Here is a 16,657-nt window from a genome sequence, read left to right as displayed (position 1 = left end):
GGCTCAATGCCCGGGTAGCCTGGCTGTTGATCATGTTCATTCACAACGCGGCAAGCCAAACACCACCCGCGCCCCCCTCGGCTCATTGCGCTCGGCCCACAATTTGCCGCCATGTCCTTCAATGATCGTGCGGCAAATCGACAGGCCCATGCCCAGCCCGGTGGATTTGGTTGTGAAGAACGCCGTGAACACTTGCTCCGCCCGCTCGCAGGCAAAGCCCGGCCCCGAATCGCTGACGCTGATGTGCACGTTATCGCCCAGCGCCTCACTGCGAATCAGCAGACGTCGCTGCCCCTCTGCCATGATCGTCATGGCTTCGAGGCTGTTGATGATCAGGTTGAGCAACACCTGTTGCAGTTCGACCCGGTCCGCCACTACGAAAGGCAAATCTGCCGCCAGCTCAACGCTGACTTCGGCGCCGTGCTTGAGCGCTTCGCCCCGGCTGAAACCGACCATTTCTTCAATCAGCAGATTGAGGCTGACAGGCTGACGCTGCGGTGGCGTTTTGTGAATCAGCGCGCGGATGCGCCCGAGTACGTCGGCGGCGCGGTTGCCGTCGAGAATGATATGCCGCAGGCCCTGCTCGACCTCGTTGATATTTGGTGGCTTTGCACCGAGCCAGCGCAACGCGGCATTAGCATGGGTCACCGTGGCGGCGATCGGCTGATTGACTTCGTGGGCAATCGATGCGGCCAACTGACCCATGGTTGCCACACGATTGGCGTGGGCCAGTTCCGTTTGCACCTGACGATAACGACGCTCGCCTTCGCGCACTTGCTCTTCAGCCAGCTTGCGTTCGCTGATATCCAGCACAAAGGCCAGGCCCTGTTGCTGACTCGCTTCGAAGGCAGCCAGACCGACAATCACCGGCAGCCGACTGCCGTCCTTGCGGATGTACTCCTTTTCGAATGGCTGGGCCCGGCCAGTGTGGATCGCCGTTGCCAGTGCAATATCGCTGTTAGCGCGTATCGCCGGCGGGGTCATGTCACGCCAATGGACACTGCCCGAAAGCAACTCATCACGGGTGTAACCGACCATGCGCAGGAACGCGTCATTGGCCTCGATGATTTCCCCTTCCACGCCCCAGACGATGATGCCGATGATGTTGGCGTCGACCAGCCGACGGATCTTCGCTTCTCGCTCGGCGAGGTCGCGGTACAGGCGCGCGTTGTCCAGCGAGATCGCTGCCTGCGACGCCACCAGGCGCAACACGGCGAGACGCGTCGGGCTGAACACCCCGGCGGACAGGTTGTTTTCCAGATACAGCGCCCCGGCGACCCGCGCCTGATTCATCAATGCCAGGCACAGGATCGAGCGCGCGCCTCGTTGCTGAACGTATGGATCAGCGGCGAACAGCGGATCGGCAACCGCGTCGTCCAGGCACAGGTTTTCGCCGGTGCGCAGCGTCTGGTAGAGCACTGACTCTGCCAGCGCCACCGTGTGCAGCGGCGCGTTGCACAGCTGCGTGGCACCGTCGCCGATACGGGTTCGCGCAGCGACATAGGGAATGTCGGCGTTCAACAAAATGAGCAGGCCATGCTCGGCCCCGGCCTGTTCGATCGCGGTGCGCATCACCGTTTCGATCAAACGGTCCAGGACGATCTCGCCGGAGACTGCTTGAGAGACCTTGAGCACCGTTGCCAGGTCGAGATGTTCAACTGGCGTAATGAGCGTGGTGACCGGATTCGGTTGCGCCTCTTCGGCACGCAGAAAACGATGACGTCGCTCCAGCTCCCGCACCTTGCCAGCAGCCCCCCAACGCAGATAGGCGTAGCGTGCGTCGCGCAGGTAAACCCGGGATATCCTGACCAGCCCGCGAGCGCCGTAGAACCGTGCGGCCAGTTCGTTGGCCAGCGCTTCGATATGGAGCAAACCATTGTCCTGAGCCAATTGAATGGCTTGCTCGTACTGCAATTCGGCTTCGAGCAACTGTCCGGTGACGCGCGCCATTTCCGCGCCGACCAGCGCCACCTGACTGGCGAAGGTCTCTGCACACAAGCGCGCCCACGTCTGCAACTGTTCATGATGTTGACCCAGACGCTGCAAAGCACCGGCGTCAGTTTCGCCGTGGGCCGCCAAGGTCAACGCCGCGTAGAAATGGTATTCGGCCTCCTCGAAAAACGCCGAAACCACCCACAAAAGTCCCTGCGCCTGGGCCGCGCACTCAGCGGCCGCCGCGTAATCCCCGGCCAGATAGCGCGCCTGCAACTTGCGTACCCAGTACTTGCCGCGCGCCAGCGCCAGATCCGCCGAACCGGCCAGATGCGCCTCGACAGCTGTTTCATCGAACCCGTCATCGTCGAAACAGCCGAACGTCGGCGTCTGCCCGCGCAGCATGCGGATCAGCGTCAACTGGCAGCGCATGAAATCCGCCACCAGACCGAAACCGACCTTTTGTGCATAGACCAGCCCTGATTCCGCTTGCGCCTGCACCTCGGCCAGCGGCTCGCCGATAAACAACAGATCGGAAATCAGGCTGTTTCCGGCGAACGCGGCATACGGCAGATCGCCGCTGCGATGGGCCGCGTTGAGCGCACGGCGCAACAGTTCGCGGCACTCGCGCACTGGCCGCATCCAGCGCACCACGAAGATCGAGAAGCACAACCAGGTGCTCGCCTCATAACGCGTGAGCCCGCGCCGATCAACCAGATCGCAGCCCAGACGGCCAAATCGATAACCAGCGGCATAGTCGCCAAAACGCGGCCCCGACACGCGCCCGAAGTTGGCATAGAGCAGGCAGGAGGCGTCGCAGTTGCCATATTGCAGGCTCAGGCTGATCGCTTTGCAAATGGTCAGGCTGGCGAGGTTCAGATCCGACTGCACCGCCGGCGCGAAGAGTTTGCCCAGCGCATCGAGGGTGGCCCGCGCGGCAGGATCCTCCATCAGCGGCAAGTCGATCATCTGCTCGATACTGCGCCCGCGCAGGCTGGTCCAGACCTGCTGATATTCGTCGCGCACCTGAATATCGTCCGGACGCGCTGGCCAATCGATGCCGACCTGACGCAGAAAGGCCAGACACACCGTCACCGCCCGGTCACTGCGATCAAGCAGCAAGTAGACATCCATCTGCAGGCACGCCACCGCCGCGCGCTCGACGGTGGTCACGGCGCGCTCGGCCAATGTCGCCAGGCGCGAGTCGGCAAGCTGCAGTTGGCCGGTGAGAAATTCGCACTCGGCACGGTTCAGCTCCAGAGCGAAACCCAGTTCATGCCGACTGTCATAACCCTGCTCGCCCAACAGTTCTGCGCCGGCGCCCAGATAGGTCAGTGCTGAGGTATAAGCGGTCGAGGCCTTCGCTCGCTGGCCGGCGAGCAGGTTGAACTCGGCCAGTTGCTCGCGCTCGGCACGCAGGCTGATCAGATGCGCACCGCGATTGAGCTGGCCGACAATCTCGAAGATCGCCTCCTCGCGCCGCTCACCCTGGGTTTGCAGTGCCAGCAGCCGGCCGATGCGCAAGTGCATTTGCGCCCGTTCGGTTTCAGCGATCAGCGAATACGCCGCCTCATGGATGCGATCATGCACAAACCTGTAGGCACCGTCCTGACGCTCGACCAACTCAAGCCGCACCGCCGGCCACAATGCGGAGTGAACGTGAGGCACCGGCACATCAAGGACTGTGGCCAGCGTGTTGAGACGCGCGACGTTGCCCAGGCAGGCCAGTTGTTGCAGCGCCTGGCGGGTTTCCTGGGGCAGCCGCGCCAGTTTGCCGACCATCAAATCGACGACATTGTCGGTGTAGCCCTTGCCGTTGATCAGGTGCACATCCCACCGCCAGCGCTGGCACGCAGGCTCGTATGTCAGCAGCTTCTCCTCGGCCAGGGCGTGCAGAAACTGGATGACGAAGAACGGATTGCCAGCGGTCTTGTCCAGCACCAGCCGCGCCAGCGCGACAATGCTCGCCGGCGGGCAGCGCAGTGACTCGCTGATCAGTTGTTCGATGTGCGCGCCAGCCAGTGGCGCCAGACGAATTTCGTCAATGTGTACGCCGGCGTGATGCAGGGTCTTGAGTGTGCGGCTGAGTGGGTGATCGCCATCTACCTCGTTGTCGCGATAAGCACCGACCAGCAGCAGATGAGGGGTCTCTGCGCGACTGAGCAAATCTTCGAGCAGATCAAGGGTGGCCGCGTCGAGCCATTGCAGGTCGTCAAGGAACAGCGCCAACGGATGCTCGGACTGAGCGAACACGCCGATAAAACGCTGCAAGACCTGAAGGAACCGCTGCTGCGCCTGTTGCGGCTCCAACTCAGGCACGGGCGGCGGCTCGCCGATGATCAGCTTGAGTTCGGGGATCAGATCGGTGATCAACCGCGCATTCGCTTCCAGTGCCCGCAACAGTGCTTCGCGCCAGCCCGCCAGTACGTCGGTGCGCTTGCCCAACAGCGTCCGCACCAGCCCCTGAAAGGCCTGAACCAGAGTCGAATAAGGCACGTCGCGCTGGTACTGGTCGAACTTGCCGGCGGCGAACAAGCCACGCGACGGCACCAGCACCTTGTGCAGTTCACTGACCACCGACGATTTGCCGATGCCGGAATAGCCGGATACCAGCACCAGTGTCGGCGCGCCTGTCTGCACCACATTGGCGAAGGCATCGATCAACGTTTGCACTTCGTGTTCGCGGCCGTAGAGTTTTTCCGGAATCAGCAAGCGCTCGCAGGCGCCCTGCTCGTCCAACGTGAACGTCTCGATCTGCCGCATACGGCGCCAGTCATCGAGGCAACGGCGCAAGTCATGCTCGACACCGACTGCGCTCTGATAGCGCTCCTCGGCAGTTTTCGCCAGCAGTTTCATGACCACTCGCGAGAACATCGGCGGCACCGTCGCCACCCGTTCACACACGGGCATTGGCAGCCGCGCGATATGGCAATGCACCCACTCCATCGGTTCACTGGCACTGAACGGCAGCGAGCCGGTGAGCATCTGGTACAGCGTCACGCCAAAGGCATACAGATCACTACGCGAATCGATCGAACGATTCATCCGCCCGGTTTGCTCCGGCGCCATGTAAGCCAGCGTGCCGGCGATAGATTCCGGTGGCGTGGGCGCTTGCCGTTCCCGTGGCAAGCGCGTGGCCAGGCCGAAGCCGGTCAGCCGCGCCTGCCCGTCATGGCAATGGACAAAGACATGCTGCGGTTTCAGGTCTTTGTGCACCAGACCACACTGATGCATATGGCCCAGTGCCTTGGCGATGTTCGTGGCCAATTCCAGACAGGTTTCGATATCCAGCGGAGCGACCAGCAATCGCGACAACGGCTCGCCACCCGGATCGTCGAACAGCAGACGAACTCGGGTGCCCGTACGCTCGAAAGCTGTCGGCTGCAACGCCCAGGCAGGATTGAGGTCGTCCCTGAGGCTGTATTCATGCGCCAGACGCTCCAGGGTGCTCGGCAATGGCTGGCCCATCGCCGGACGCACCGCCAGTAGGCTGCCATCATTCGAACCGCGCTCACGGGACAGCACCCGCTCGCCGTCGTCCCACAAAATCTGTTTTCTGCTGGCCATCTGCGTCAACACTGCTCAGGTTTTTTGCCGCACGGTGAGTTGCACGTCGCCAGCGCTCAGGGGTTGCGCTGGACAGGCTCGATGCCCAGCGCTTCTGCGATACGCACCAGATCGGCCACTGAACGTGCGGCCATTTTGCGCATGACCTGGCCACGGTGGACCTTGACCGTGACCTCGCTGAGGTTGAGCTGTCCGGCAATCTGTTTGTTCATCAGCCCGGCAATGACGAAGCCAAGCACTTCGCGCTCACGTGCGGTCAGGGTTTGGTAAGCCCGACACAAAACGGCGCCGGAGTGTTCGGCTGCTAGCCGCGCACGGTCGCGAGCCAACGCACTGGCCACGGCGTCGAGCATGTCCTGATCACGGAACGGCTTGGCCAGAAAATCCACCGCGCCGGCCTTCATCGCCTTGACGCTCATGGCGATGTCGCCGTGGCCGGTCATGAACACCACAGGGATGCGCAAGCCATTTTTTTCCATCTGTTCCTGAAACGTCAGGCCACTTTCGCCGCGCAGGCGCACGTCGAGCACCAGGCAACCGGGTACCTCACGTTGCGCTTGCGCGAGAAAATCTCCGGCGCTGTCGAAGGTTCGCACCTGCAAGCCGATCGAGCGCAGCAAGCTGTCGAGCGCCTGGCGCATCGAGGCATCGTCATCGACCACGTACACCACTGGTTCGCCGAGCACATCGGGACTTTGCGCAGGGCTGGAATGCGACCACAAGGTCATTGTGTCTCCTCGGCGAGATCGCAGCACGCATTGGGCTGGTCAATAAATCTAGTTCAGGATGGCCACCGCAGCCAGACACCGGCCGGACGGTCAGCAATCAGGCTAACAGTCAGCACCATTGCCGGCCGGCCAGAAACCCCTGAAAATCGGCCAGGCTGAGGCAGTCCCGCCTCTAGCGCTGCAAACAGGCAGGCCCGCGATGTCCACTCATCCCGCTTTTACAACGGCCCCGCGCGACGTGGTGTTTATCGCCTACCCACGGCTGAGCCTGCTCGATCTCAGCGGTGCGCAGACCGTGTTCTGGGCGGCGAGCAAAGCCTTGGTCGAGCGCGGGCAGCCCGGTTATCAACTGCACACCGCCAGCCTCAGCGGCGGCTTGATCCCGACCGTCGAAGGGCTGGCCATCGACACCCAAGCGTTAACCACGCTCGACACCACCGCGCCGGACACGCTGGTCGTGCCCGGCGCCCCTGACATCTGCCAGACCCTTGAGGAGCACCGCGAACTGAGCGACTGGCTGCAGGACCATGCTCACCTCGCCCGCCGCGTGGTCTCGGTGTGCAGTGGTGCGTTTCTGCTGGCTCAGGCCGGATTGCTCGACGCCCGCCGCGCTGCCACTCACTGGGCGATGTGCGACGCTTTGCGCGATCGCTTTCCAGCGGTCGAGGTAGATGCCGACGCGATCTTCATTCAGCAAGGCAAGGTCTGGACCTCGGCCGGAGTCACCGCCGGGATCGATCTGGCGCTGGCGCTGGTAGAGGCCGATTACGGCCGTGAAGTGACGTTGCAAGTCGCGCGGGAATTGGTGGTGTACATCAAACGCCCCGGCGGCCAGGCGCAATACAGCACGCTGCTGCAATCGCAGGCGCAGGACGCTGCGATGTTCGATGATCTGCACCTTTGGCTCATGGAGCGCCTCGGCGACCCGAATCTGACGGTGGAGCGCCTCGCCGAGCAAGCCGCAATGAGCCTGCGCAACTTCACGCGGGTCTATAAAGCGCGCACCGGGCGCACACCGTCGAAAGCGCTCGAGCTGTTCCGGCTCGAAGCGGCCAAACGCCTGCTGGAAAACTCCCCGCACAAAATCGAACGAATCGCCCGCCTCTGCGGCTTCAACGATGAAGAACGCCTGCGCGCCTGCTTCCAGCGCCACCTGTCGATCTCCCCGCGCGACTACCGCAGTCGCTTCAGCCGCGATGGCTGAACCGCTATACCTACGTATAGTTTTGCCCGCTGGCCATCAGCGTATGGTGCAAGAACGACAGGAGTCACCAGCTCGGCCGCCCGGCCCGGGAGCTTTATGTACAAGACGCATGTCATTGCGGTAGTGGACGACGACGAGGCAATGCGCACATCGCTGAGCAGCCTGCTGCGAGCGTCGGGGTATCAGGTGTTCTGCTATGCGGCGCCAGCGGACTACCTTGACTCGGACGGGCCGGCGCAGACTGATTGTTTGATTTCCGATATTCAGATGCCGGGCATGGGTGGTTTGCAGATGCTGGATGCACTGCGGGCGCAAGGCTGGCGGATGCCGGTGATTTTTGTGTCGGCGCATGCGGGCAAAATGCCCAACAGCGTACCCGGGGTCATCGCGTGTCTGGCCAAGCCATTTCAGGCTGAACGTTTGCTCGCCTGCCTGGAAAAAGCGCTGGGTTGATCCTTTTTCCCCATACCTTCGTATACCCCCCTTCCACCCATGCGTACCCCACGCACACCGATGGACAACTGCGCTCGTAGCCTCCCCGCCCTAGCATGGCTCTACACAGCGGGCGATTGAGCGCCAGGCAGTACGGCAAGCAGTTACGGCGGCCAGTGATCGTCACGCCAGAGTCCGCATCGGACTCGGGTGTCATCCATCCATCAGCGTCAGGGAGCACATTATGAAACAGCAATTATTGGTGATCGGTGCAGGGTTCGGCGGGCTGTGGAGTGCGCTGAGCGCTGCGCGTTTGCTGGATATGCATGCCCGTCAGGATGTCGAGATCACGCTGCTCGCCCCGCAAGCGGAATTGCGTATTCGCCCGCGCTTCTACGAGCCGGACGTGCACAGCATGTACGCGCCGCTCGACGCGCTGTTCGATGCGGTGGGTGTGCGCTTCGTCAAAGGCACCGCTGAAAGCATCGACGCCCGGGCGCGCCGAATCGGTTACCGCGACGAGGCCGGGCGTCCGGGTGAACTGGCCTACGATCGGCTGGTTCTCGCCAGCGGCAGCCAGCTCGCTCGGCCTCCGGTGGTTGGCCTCAAGGAGCATGCGTTCGATGTCGATCAGATCGAATCCTCGGCGCGTCTGGAACGCCATCTCATCGCCCTCGGCAACCAACCGCCCAGCGTTGCGCGCAACACCGTGGTGGTCGCCGGTGGCGGTTTCACCGGGATTGAAACTGCGACGGAAATGCCGGCGCGCCTGCGCGCGATTCTCGGTGAGGATCAAGACCTGCGCGTGATCATTGTCGATCGCAGCAAGGACATCGCTGCGACCATGGGCGATGGCATTCGCCCGTCGATCATCGAGGCGTCCAATGACCTGGGTATCGAATGGATCGTCGATGCCAGCGTTGCCGCTGTGGATGCCAATGGCGTCACCCTCGCCGATGGCCGCCACATCGAAAGCCACACCGTGATCTGGACCGTAGGTTTCCGCGCCAGCCCGCTCACCGAACAACTCGACGCCGAACGCGATGGCCAGGGCCGCTTGCATGTCGATGGCAACCTCAAGGTGCACGGCATCGATCACGTCTTTGCCGCCGGTGATGTCGCTCGCGCCGCCACTGACGACCTCGGCAACTATGCCGCGATGTCTTGCCAGCATGCGATCAGCCTGGGTCGCTACGCCGGCAACAACGCCGCCGCCGATATCCTCGGCGTCGCTCCGACAATGTATCGCCAGCCCAAGTACGTGACTTGCCTGGATCTGGGCGCCTGGGGCGCGGTGTACACCGAAGGCTGGGATCGTCAGCTGAAACTGGTGAAGGCCGAAGCCAAAGAGCTGAAGACGCAGATCAACACGGTGTGGATCTACCCGCCCGCCGCCGAACGTCGCGCCGCCCTCGCGGCCGCCGATCCGCTGATCCCTGTAGCCTGATTTCACCCTCCGCTTTAGCCCTGAGAACAAGGAGAACACCATGACCCTGCATCTGGATTCCTTCACCGCCAACCGCGCGGTGGCCCTGCAAACGCAAAGCGAAGAACTGGTGCCGTCGCGCTACGCCCTGCGCCTGGGCGACATTGACGTGATGGTGATCAGCGACGGCGTGTTGCCGTTGCCGACCCAGACCATGTCAACCAATGCCGACCCCGCCGACCGTGCCGCCTGGTTCAAGGAAATGTATCTGGGCCCTGACGCCTTCGACTGGGCGCTCAACGTGCTGGTGGTGCGTAGCGGCGAACAAGTCATCCTCGTCGACGCCGGCCTCGGTGGCCAATTCCCCGGTTTCCCGCGCGCCGGGCAGTTCCCCAAGCGCCTGGCCGCTGCCGGGGTGGACCTCGCCGACATCACTGATATCGTCATCACGCACATGCACATGGACCATATCGGCGGCCTACTGGTCGACTCGGTGAAGAGCCGTCTGCGCCACGACGTGCGCATCCACGTTACCGCTGCCGAAGTGAATTTCTGGTCCACGCCAGACTTCACCAGCACCGACATGCCCGCACCAGTACCAGACGTCCTGCGCAGCACCGCCAACGCGTTCATCAACCACTATGAAAGCAAGTTGCACATATTCGAAGACGAATGTCAGGTTGCACCGGGCGTAGTTGCAAAACTCACCGGTGGTCATACGCCAGGGCACTGCGTGGTCTACGTCAACTCCGGTGGCGAGCGCCTGACCTTTGCCGGTGACGCGTTGTTCCCGGTGGCGTTCGATCACCCTGACTGGCACAACGGTTTCGAACACGATCCGACCAAATCGGTGGAAGTGCGCGTGCGCATGCTCAAGGAAGCCGCCGCCAGCGGCGAGCTGTTTGTCGCCACGCATCTGGCCTTCCCTTCGGTGGGTAGGGTCGCGATCAATGGTGCTGCTTTCCGTTGGATACCTGCGATTTGGGATTACTGATTGCGCGCCTGAAATCTTCGCCCGGCTTCTGCCGGGCGAAACCTTTTTCACCGCCATTGCTACGCAGAACCGTGCGGGCGGTGACCATACTTCGGTTGCTGTGTACCCTTTCTGCATCAAGCAAATCTGAGCAGAGGATGGAGTGTTGGCATATCTGGATTGGGTGCAATGGCCGGCGATGCTGGTCACCGTTCTGGCCGCCTGGCTGATCGGTTCGCAACGACCGCAACGGCGCATGAGCGGCTTCGTTTGTTTCAGTCTGAGCAATTTGCTGTGGGTGATCTGGGGCGTCCATGCCGGGGCTTACGCGCTGATCGTTCTGCAGCTTTGCCTGTTCCTGATGAACCTGCGCGGCTTCATGAAGAACCGCGTTTCAGAGCGCTGAGTGACGATGATCATCTGGCCAGAAAATCCTTTGAATTTTTCTTGTCGGACAAAATCATTTACGTATGAGCGTAAGGAGGAACTCATGCGTAGCACCGATATTTTCGTCATCGAATACAAACATCACGACCAGCCAAAATCATTCGTCATCCGCGCCAAGAGTATGCGCAACGCCGACGCTTGGCATTGGGCGAGCTGTGACGCCGGTATTGCGCCGATTCCGAAACCGGGTAAACCACCGTTGAAAGTGGTTTCCAAACCCCAGGCCGAGCGCTATGGGATTACGGAGGTGAAGTGGCGCGAGACGGCAGCGCTGGACTGGACGGAGGCTTAGGCAAATCGGGTCGCCTGGCTGAGCTTGCACGTCAGCCAGGCGACCCACAACAGACCATGGGGGGCATTCCGCTGGGGAATGTGCGGTTATCGTCCCGGTGAAGTGACCAGTACCTGACCGCGCGAAACTGATCGTTCCTCACGCTCTGCGTGGGAACGATCAATAACAACTAAGACCAGAACCCTTTATGCGGCTCAGCCGCCTCTTCCTCCAGCATCGGCCCGAAAACGCTCACCGTGCGCTGCCCTCTGGCAAACACCTCGCGACACGGCAACGAGAACGTCGGGTTCTCCGGATGATCGCCGGTCAATCCGAGCAAAGCATGCTCCGACAACGCATACACCACTCGCCCGACACCGGTCCAATACACCGCGCCCGCGCACATGCAGCAAGGTTCGGCGCTGGTGTACAGCGTGCACGCCTCCAGCTCCGGGGGTGACAACCGCTTCGCCGCCGCAGCGACCGCGACCAGTTCGGCATGCTGGGTGGGATCACCCTCCGGCGGCATCGAATTGTTGCCCGCTTCGGCAATGACCTTGCCGAAGCGGTCCGCCACCAGCGCCGCAAACGGGTGCCGGCCCCGTTGCTTCGACGCCTGCGACAGGGCGATGGTCTGGCGCAGCAATGCCAGGTCCAGATCGCTGACGCCGGCCGGGACAAGCTGAGTGAATTGATTCATGGGTAACTCCTGGGCAGTGAGAAAAGACAAAAGTCAGTCGGTCAGTTCGGCCGTGGAAGCGCCGACGGCGTCGGTCGATGGTTTTTGTTTGTTGAGCAAGAGGTTGAGCAGAATGGCGGTGATCGCACCGAGGAAAATGCCGCTGTCGAGCACCAGTTTCAGCGTCGGGCCGACATGTTCGAACAGGGCCGGAAACGACATTGGCAGGACGCCGACGCTGACCGACACCGCAACAATAATGGCGTTGCGTGTGCCCTCGAACTGCACCCGTGACAGTTCCTGAATGCCCGCCACCGTGGTCATGCCGAACATGACGATCGCGCAGCCGCCCAGCACTGGCGTCGGCACCGCCGCAATCAGCGCGCCGAGCTTGGGGAACAAGCCCATCAACACCATGATCGCGCCAGCGGCCGCAACGACGAAGCGGCTCTTGATGCTGGAAAGCGCAATCAGGCCGGTGTTTTGCGTGAAGGCGTTATAGGGAAAACTGTTGAACAAGCCACCGAGCATGGTCGACAAGCCGTCGGCGCGGAACGCGTTGCCAAGGGTTTGCTGGGTGGTGGGTTTGCCGACCAGTTTGCCAATGGCCAGGCAGTTGCCAGTGGTCTCGGCCATGATCACCAGCATCGCCAGGGTCATGATCAGAATCGGTACCAGAGAAAATTCCGGCGCACCGAACGCCATTGGCGCGCTCAACTCGAACCACGCCGCCTCGCTGACCCGATTGAAGTGCGTCATGCCGCAGGCGGCAGCGATCAGGCTGCCGACAAACAAGCCGATGAGCACACTGAGGTTACCGATGAAGCCGCTGAATTTCGCATAAATCACCAGCGTCACACTGACCGTGGCCAGACCCAGCAGCAGATTGGCCGGGCGACCGAAGTCAGGCGAATCGGGATTGCCGCCACCCAGCCAGATTGCCGCCGCCGGCATCAGTGAAATACCGATGATGGTGATCAGGCTGCCAATCACCACGGGCGGAAAGAATCGCAGCAAGCGGCTGAACACCGGCGCCAGTGCGATGGTCAGGAAGCCGGCGGCGATCACCGCCCCGAAGATCTGGCTGAGGCCGAACTCCTTGCCGATCATGATCATCGGCGCCAGCGCAATGAACGAGCAGCCCTGAATCAACGGTAAACGCGCGCCGAACTTCCAGAAGCCGAGGGTCTGAATCAGCGTCGCCACACCGGACGTCAGCAGGTTGGCGTTGATCAGTAAAACCACCTGAGCCGACGTCAGCCCCATCGCACTGCCGAGAATCAGCGGCACCGCCACCGCTCCCGCGTACATCACCAGAACATGCTGCAGACCGAAGGTGAAAAGCTGCCGCAGGGGCAACACCTCATCGACCGGGTGAACGCGTTGTGTAGTCATGGCACAAGCTCCTGAAGGGGCAGCGTTGGTTGTAATCGCGGGCGCTCAGGGACAGATGCACAGAAAGAATCGGCCCCGGCGTTCGAAGACGCGGGGTCATCCTTGAATGTTTTTAACGATGAAACAAATTGGCAACCATCGCTTTTTTCGATGGCAAAGACGCGGCACAATCGCCGTCTCGCTCAACCTCGGAGTACACCGCGTGCGCTTCTCACTCGATCAGTTGCTGATGTTCGTCCAGGTGGTGAAAAGCGGCTCGTTCTCCGCCGCCGGGCGCAAGCTGGGCAAGACGCAATCGACCATCAGCGCGGCGATCGCCAATCTGGAAACCGACCTTGGCGTCGAGTTGTTCGACCGCAGCAATCGCAGCCCTGCCCTCACCGCCAGCGGGCATAAATTGCTGGTCCAGGCAGAGGCGGTACTGGAGCGCTGCATGACCTTCGAGGCCCACGCCGATTGCCTTTCCGATAGCGTCGAACCGAGCCTGACCCTGGCGATTGAAACGCCGTACGGCCCGATCATGCCGGTGCTGCAAGCGTTCGAGCAGGCCTTCCCGTTTGTCGATCTGATCATTCGTCACCCGGTCTACGGCGATGTCAGCGAACTGGTCAGCAGTGGCGAGGCGGTGCTGGGCGTGGCGTTTTCGCAGCCGGGCTATCCCCGGGAACTGGCGTTCCAGCAACTGGGCAAACTGATCATGCTGCACGTCTGTCATCCCGATCATCCGCTCGCGAAACTGGACATCGTCACGTTCGACGATTTGCACGTGCATCGGCGCCTGGCGTTCAGTGCGCACGCCAGCAAACTGCCGAGCAGTGAATACCTGCGTTCGACGCAACTGTGGCAAGCGGAAAGCTATCTGGCCCTGCTGGAAATGGTCCGCGCCGGCCTCGGCTGGGCGACCCTGCCGCGCCAGCTGATCCAGCGTGAACTGGGCAATGGCGAACTGGTCGAGTTGCAGCTGTCGGCGTACCCGCATACCGACTGGCAAATCGGCGTCGACCTGTTATGGGCACGCCAACGGCCCCTGGGCACGGCCGAGCGCTGGCTGAAGGAAAAGCTGCAGGCCAACAAGGTTTATGAACGCGATCGCAACGGTCAGACCACTACGCTGTGATTACTTGGCAAACACCTGGTCCATGTCCTTGAACGCCTTGAATTCCAGCGCATTGCCGCAGGGGTCGAGCAGAAACATGGTCGCCTGTTCGCCGACCTGCCCCTTGAATCGAATGTAGGGCTCGATCACGAATCGCGTGCCGAATGACTTCAGTCGCTCGGCCAGTGCTTCCCATTGCTGCCACTCTAAAATGACACCGAAGTGCGGGACCGGTACGTCGTGACCGTCTACCGGGTTGCTATTAACGCTTTCCTGGGCAGCCGTTTTCGGCTGTTCGTGGATGACCAACTGGTGGCCGTAGAAGTTGAAGTCGACCCATTGCGCGCTGGATCGGCCCTCCTCCAGGCCGAACACTTCACCGTAAAAACGGCGGCAAGCGGCAAGATCGTAAACCGGGATGGCGAGGTGGAAAGGCGAAAGACTCATCAGGCACTCCGGCAACCGCGTTGATTAAACCAATCTGGCAACGGCGCACCGCTGCTGATCGAGGATCGAAAACAGCCTAGATCAAAAACCCTGCGAATGCCGGCTCGACTTTTCATGCCATGGAGATAGCGCGGCTGTGAATACTCGCCACGACTATCTGCTCGGCTTCCTTACCGGCGCGTCACCACTTTTCGGTGACAGTCCGCCGGGGCCAGCACCGCGCCCGCCCTGGAGCGCACGACGATAGTCTCGACGGGCTCGGCCCGTTCGTTGTCGAGCAGGATCGAGTGCTCCTCCCCCTCGACAAACAGAAAACGCTCGCCCCACTGCCGCAGGCTGACGACGATGGGGAACACCGCGCGGCCCATGTCGGTGAGCACGTATTCCTTGTAGGCGCTGCCATCGGACGCGGGCTGAATCTGCAACACGCCGAGCTCGACGAGCATTTTCAGTTTGACCGTGAGGATGTTCTTGGCCAGGCCCAGACGTTTCTGGAATTCACTGAAACGGCGCACGTCATCGAACGCATCGCGAATGATCATCAAGGCCCAGCGATCGCCAATGGCTTCGAGTGTTCGGGCCACCGGGCATTCGCTCTGCGCCAATGTTTGTTGTCGGGCCATGTGATTCCTGATGGATCGGCTATTGAATGTGGTTGCATTTAACAACCCGAATGAATAAAGATCAACGTATCGGTTTCAATTCAAAACCACACTACGAGGAAGCAAGGATGCCGTGTCAGACGCAAACCCTGATCAATGCGCAAGCCGCAGCTGACAGCGCAACGCCCGGGCTGAGTCGTTTGCAGACTTTTCTCTTTGCAATCACCTGCGCGATGGCAGTGGCCAATGTTTATTTCGCACAGCCATTGTTGGAATCGATGGCCGCCAGCCTCGGCGTTTCACCCGGTGCAATCGGCGTTGTGGTCACGGCCACGCAAGCCGGGTATGCGGTCGGGCTGCTGTTCATTGTGCCGCTGGGTGATCTGCTCGATCGCAAGAAACTCATCGTGAGCCAACTGCTTTTGTCTGCAACGGCGCTGTGTGCCGTGGGCCTGTCCGAGAGCTGGGGAGTGTTGCTCGGCGCCATGATGCTGGTGGGTCTGCTGGCGGTGGTGGTGCAAGTGGTGGTCGCCTGCACCGCCAGCCTTGCTCGCCCGGAGCAACGCGGCGCCGCGGTGGGCACCGTCACCAGTGGCGTGGTACTGGGCATTTTGCTGGCGCGTTTCGTTTCCGGCGTAGTGGCTGATCTGGCCGGATGGCGCGGCGTGTATTTTGTCTCGGCAGTCACGATGGTCGGTATGGCTTTGGTGCTTTGGCGCACCCTGCCCGCCTCGGCAAAACCGCCCGCACAGGGCAGCTATCGGCAACTGCTGCGCTCGATGTTCCAACTTTTTTTGACTGAGCGGGTATTGCGCATCAGAGGCATCTTCGCCCTGCTGATTTTCGCCGCGTTCAGTGTGTTGTGGACGTCGATGGTGCTGCCGCTCAGCGCCCCGCCCCTGTCGTTGTCCCACACGCAGATCGGCCTGTTCGGACTGGCCGGAGTGGCGGGCGCGCTCGCCGCCGCACGGGCTGGGCGCCTGGCCGATCGCGGCTTGGGCAATCGCACCACCGGCATCGCCCTGGCGCTGCTGACGCTGTCCTGGCTACCCATCGCATTTGTCGACAGTTCGCTGCTGGCGATGGCCGTCGGAGTGATCCTCCTCGACTTCGCCGTGCAAGCGGTGCACGTCACCAACCAAAGCCTGATCTTCGCCGCACGGCCCGATGCGCAGAGCCGACTGGTCGGTGCGTATATGTGCTTTTACTCGGTGGGCAGTGGTCTGGGCGCCATCGCGGCGACGTATACCTATGCGCACTCTGGCTGGGTGGCGGTGTGTTTTCTCGGAGGCGGGATCAGTGCTGTGGCGCTGATGTATTGGGTGTGGCTGGAGTACGTATATTCACACGACTGAACCAATGTGGGAGCGAGCCTGCCCGCGAAGACGGAGCATCAGTCAGCACAGAGTTGTCTAACCTGACGCCTTCGCGAGCAGGCTCGCTCCCACAGGGATTACT

General features: G+C 61.7%; 14 protein-coding genes. 8 read left to right on the top strand and 6 right to left on the bottom strand.

What is annotated here, in order from left to right:
* Positions 1–36 precede the first annotated feature (36 nt).
* Both AB4N85_RS05920 and AB4N85_RS05915 read right to left on the bottom strand, forming a co-directional pair.
* Complete coding sequence (locus AB4N85_RS05920; RefSeq protein ID WP_252869236.1) at positions 37–5,499, bottom strand: trifunctional serine/threonine-protein kinase/ATP-binding protein/sensor histidine kinase; 5,463 nt, start codon at positions 5,497–5,499, stop codon at positions 37–39.
* 56 nt (positions 5,500–5,555) lie between these two features.
* A complete protein-coding gene (locus AB4N85_RS05915; RefSeq protein ID WP_056784803.1) occupies positions 5,556–6,227 on the bottom strand; it encodes a response regulator transcription factor in 672 nt (223 codons plus the stop codon).
* Positions 6,228–6,426: 199 nt separating this feature from the next.
* Here AB4N85_RS05915 and AB4N85_RS05910 point away from each other — a divergent pair, with 199 nt between their 5' ends.
* The 6 genes from AB4N85_RS05910 (at position 6,427) to AB4N85_RS05885 (ending at position 11,001) form a co-directional block, all read left to right on the top strand.
* A complete protein-coding gene (locus AB4N85_RS05910; RefSeq protein ID WP_252869235.1) occupies positions 6,427–7,431 on the top strand; it encodes a GlxA family transcriptional regulator in 1,005 nt (334 codons plus the stop codon).
* A 96-nt stretch (positions 7,432–7,527) separates the two neighbouring features.
* Positions 7,528–7,884, top strand: a complete 357-nt coding sequence (locus AB4N85_RS05905; protein ID WP_056784799.1) for a response regulator transcription factor — start codon at positions 7,528–7,530, stop codon at positions 7,882–7,884.
* Between the two features lie 223 nt (positions 7,885–8,107).
* Complete coding sequence (locus tag AB4N85_RS05900; protein ID WP_095179611.1) at positions 8,108–9,310, top strand: NAD(P)/FAD-dependent oxidoreductase; 1,203 nt, start codon at positions 8,108–8,110, stop codon at positions 9,308–9,310.
* 40 nt (positions 9,311–9,350) lie between these two features.
* Positions 9,351–10,283: an MBL fold metallo-hydrolase gene (locus AB4N85_RS05895; RefSeq protein ID WP_252869234.1), complete on the top strand. Its 933-nt coding sequence runs from the start codon at positions 9,351–9,353 to the stop codon at positions 10,281–10,283.
* Between the two features lie 178 nt (positions 10,284–10,461).
* Positions 10,462–10,668, top strand: a complete 207-nt coding sequence (locus AB4N85_RS05890; RefSeq protein ID WP_370593551.1) for a hypothetical protein — start codon at positions 10,462–10,464, stop codon at positions 10,666–10,668.
* Positions 10,669–10,752: 84 nt separating this feature from the next.
* A complete protein-coding gene (locus tag AB4N85_RS05885; RefSeq protein ID WP_041480580.1) occupies positions 10,753–11,001 on the top strand; it encodes a DUF6555 family protein in 249 nt (82 codons plus the stop codon).
* A 169-nt stretch (positions 11,002–11,170) separates the two neighbouring features.
* Here the strand turns inward: AB4N85_RS05885 and AB4N85_RS05880 are convergent, their stop codons facing one another.
* Both AB4N85_RS05880 and AB4N85_RS05875 read right to left on the bottom strand, forming a co-directional pair.
* On the bottom strand, positions 11,171–11,680 hold the full coding sequence (locus AB4N85_RS05880) for a nucleoside deaminase (protein WP_460067338.1): 510 nt from the start codon (positions 11,678–11,680) through the stop codon (positions 11,171–11,173).
* A 33-nt stretch (positions 11,681–11,713) separates the two neighbouring features.
* The gene (locus tag AB4N85_RS05875) at positions 11,714–13,054 is read right to left on the bottom strand and encodes a nucleobase:cation symporter-2 family protein (RefSeq protein WP_460067336.1); all 1,341 of its coding nucleotides are present in this window, start codon (positions 13,052–13,054) and stop codon (positions 11,714–11,716) included.
* 202 nt (positions 13,055–13,256) lie between these two features.
* Here AB4N85_RS05875 and AB4N85_RS05870 point away from each other — a divergent pair, with 202 nt between their 5' ends.
* A complete protein-coding gene (locus tag AB4N85_RS05870) occupies positions 13,257–14,171 on the top strand; it encodes a LysR family transcriptional regulator (protein WP_460067334.1) in 915 nt (304 codons plus the stop codon).
* Here the strand turns inward: AB4N85_RS05870 and AB4N85_RS05865 are convergent, their stop codons facing one another.
* Both AB4N85_RS05865 and AB4N85_RS05860 read right to left on the bottom strand, forming a co-directional pair.
* Positions 14,172–14,597, bottom strand: a complete 426-nt coding sequence (locus AB4N85_RS05865) for a VOC family protein (RefSeq protein WP_460067331.1) — start codon at positions 14,595–14,597, stop codon at positions 14,172–14,174. It abuts the gene before it with no gap.
* 170 nt (positions 14,598–14,767) lie between these two features.
* A complete protein-coding gene (locus tag AB4N85_RS05860) occupies positions 14,768–15,220 on the bottom strand; it encodes a winged helix-turn-helix transcriptional regulator (RefSeq protein WP_041480584.1) in 453 nt (150 codons plus the stop codon).
* 107 nt (positions 15,221–15,327) lie between these two features.
* Here AB4N85_RS05860 and AB4N85_RS05855 point away from each other — a divergent pair, with 107 nt between their 5' ends.
* A complete protein-coding gene (locus AB4N85_RS05855; protein WP_460067327.1) occupies positions 15,328–16,554 on the top strand; it encodes an MFS transporter in 1,227 nt (408 codons plus the stop codon).
* Positions 16,555–16,657: the final 103 nt, after the last annotated feature.

Source organism: Pseudomonas sp. H1_G08, from assembly GCF_054681355.1.
Note: the sequence above shows the minus strand (reverse complement) of the source record. Positions and strands in the feature narration are given on the sequence as shown.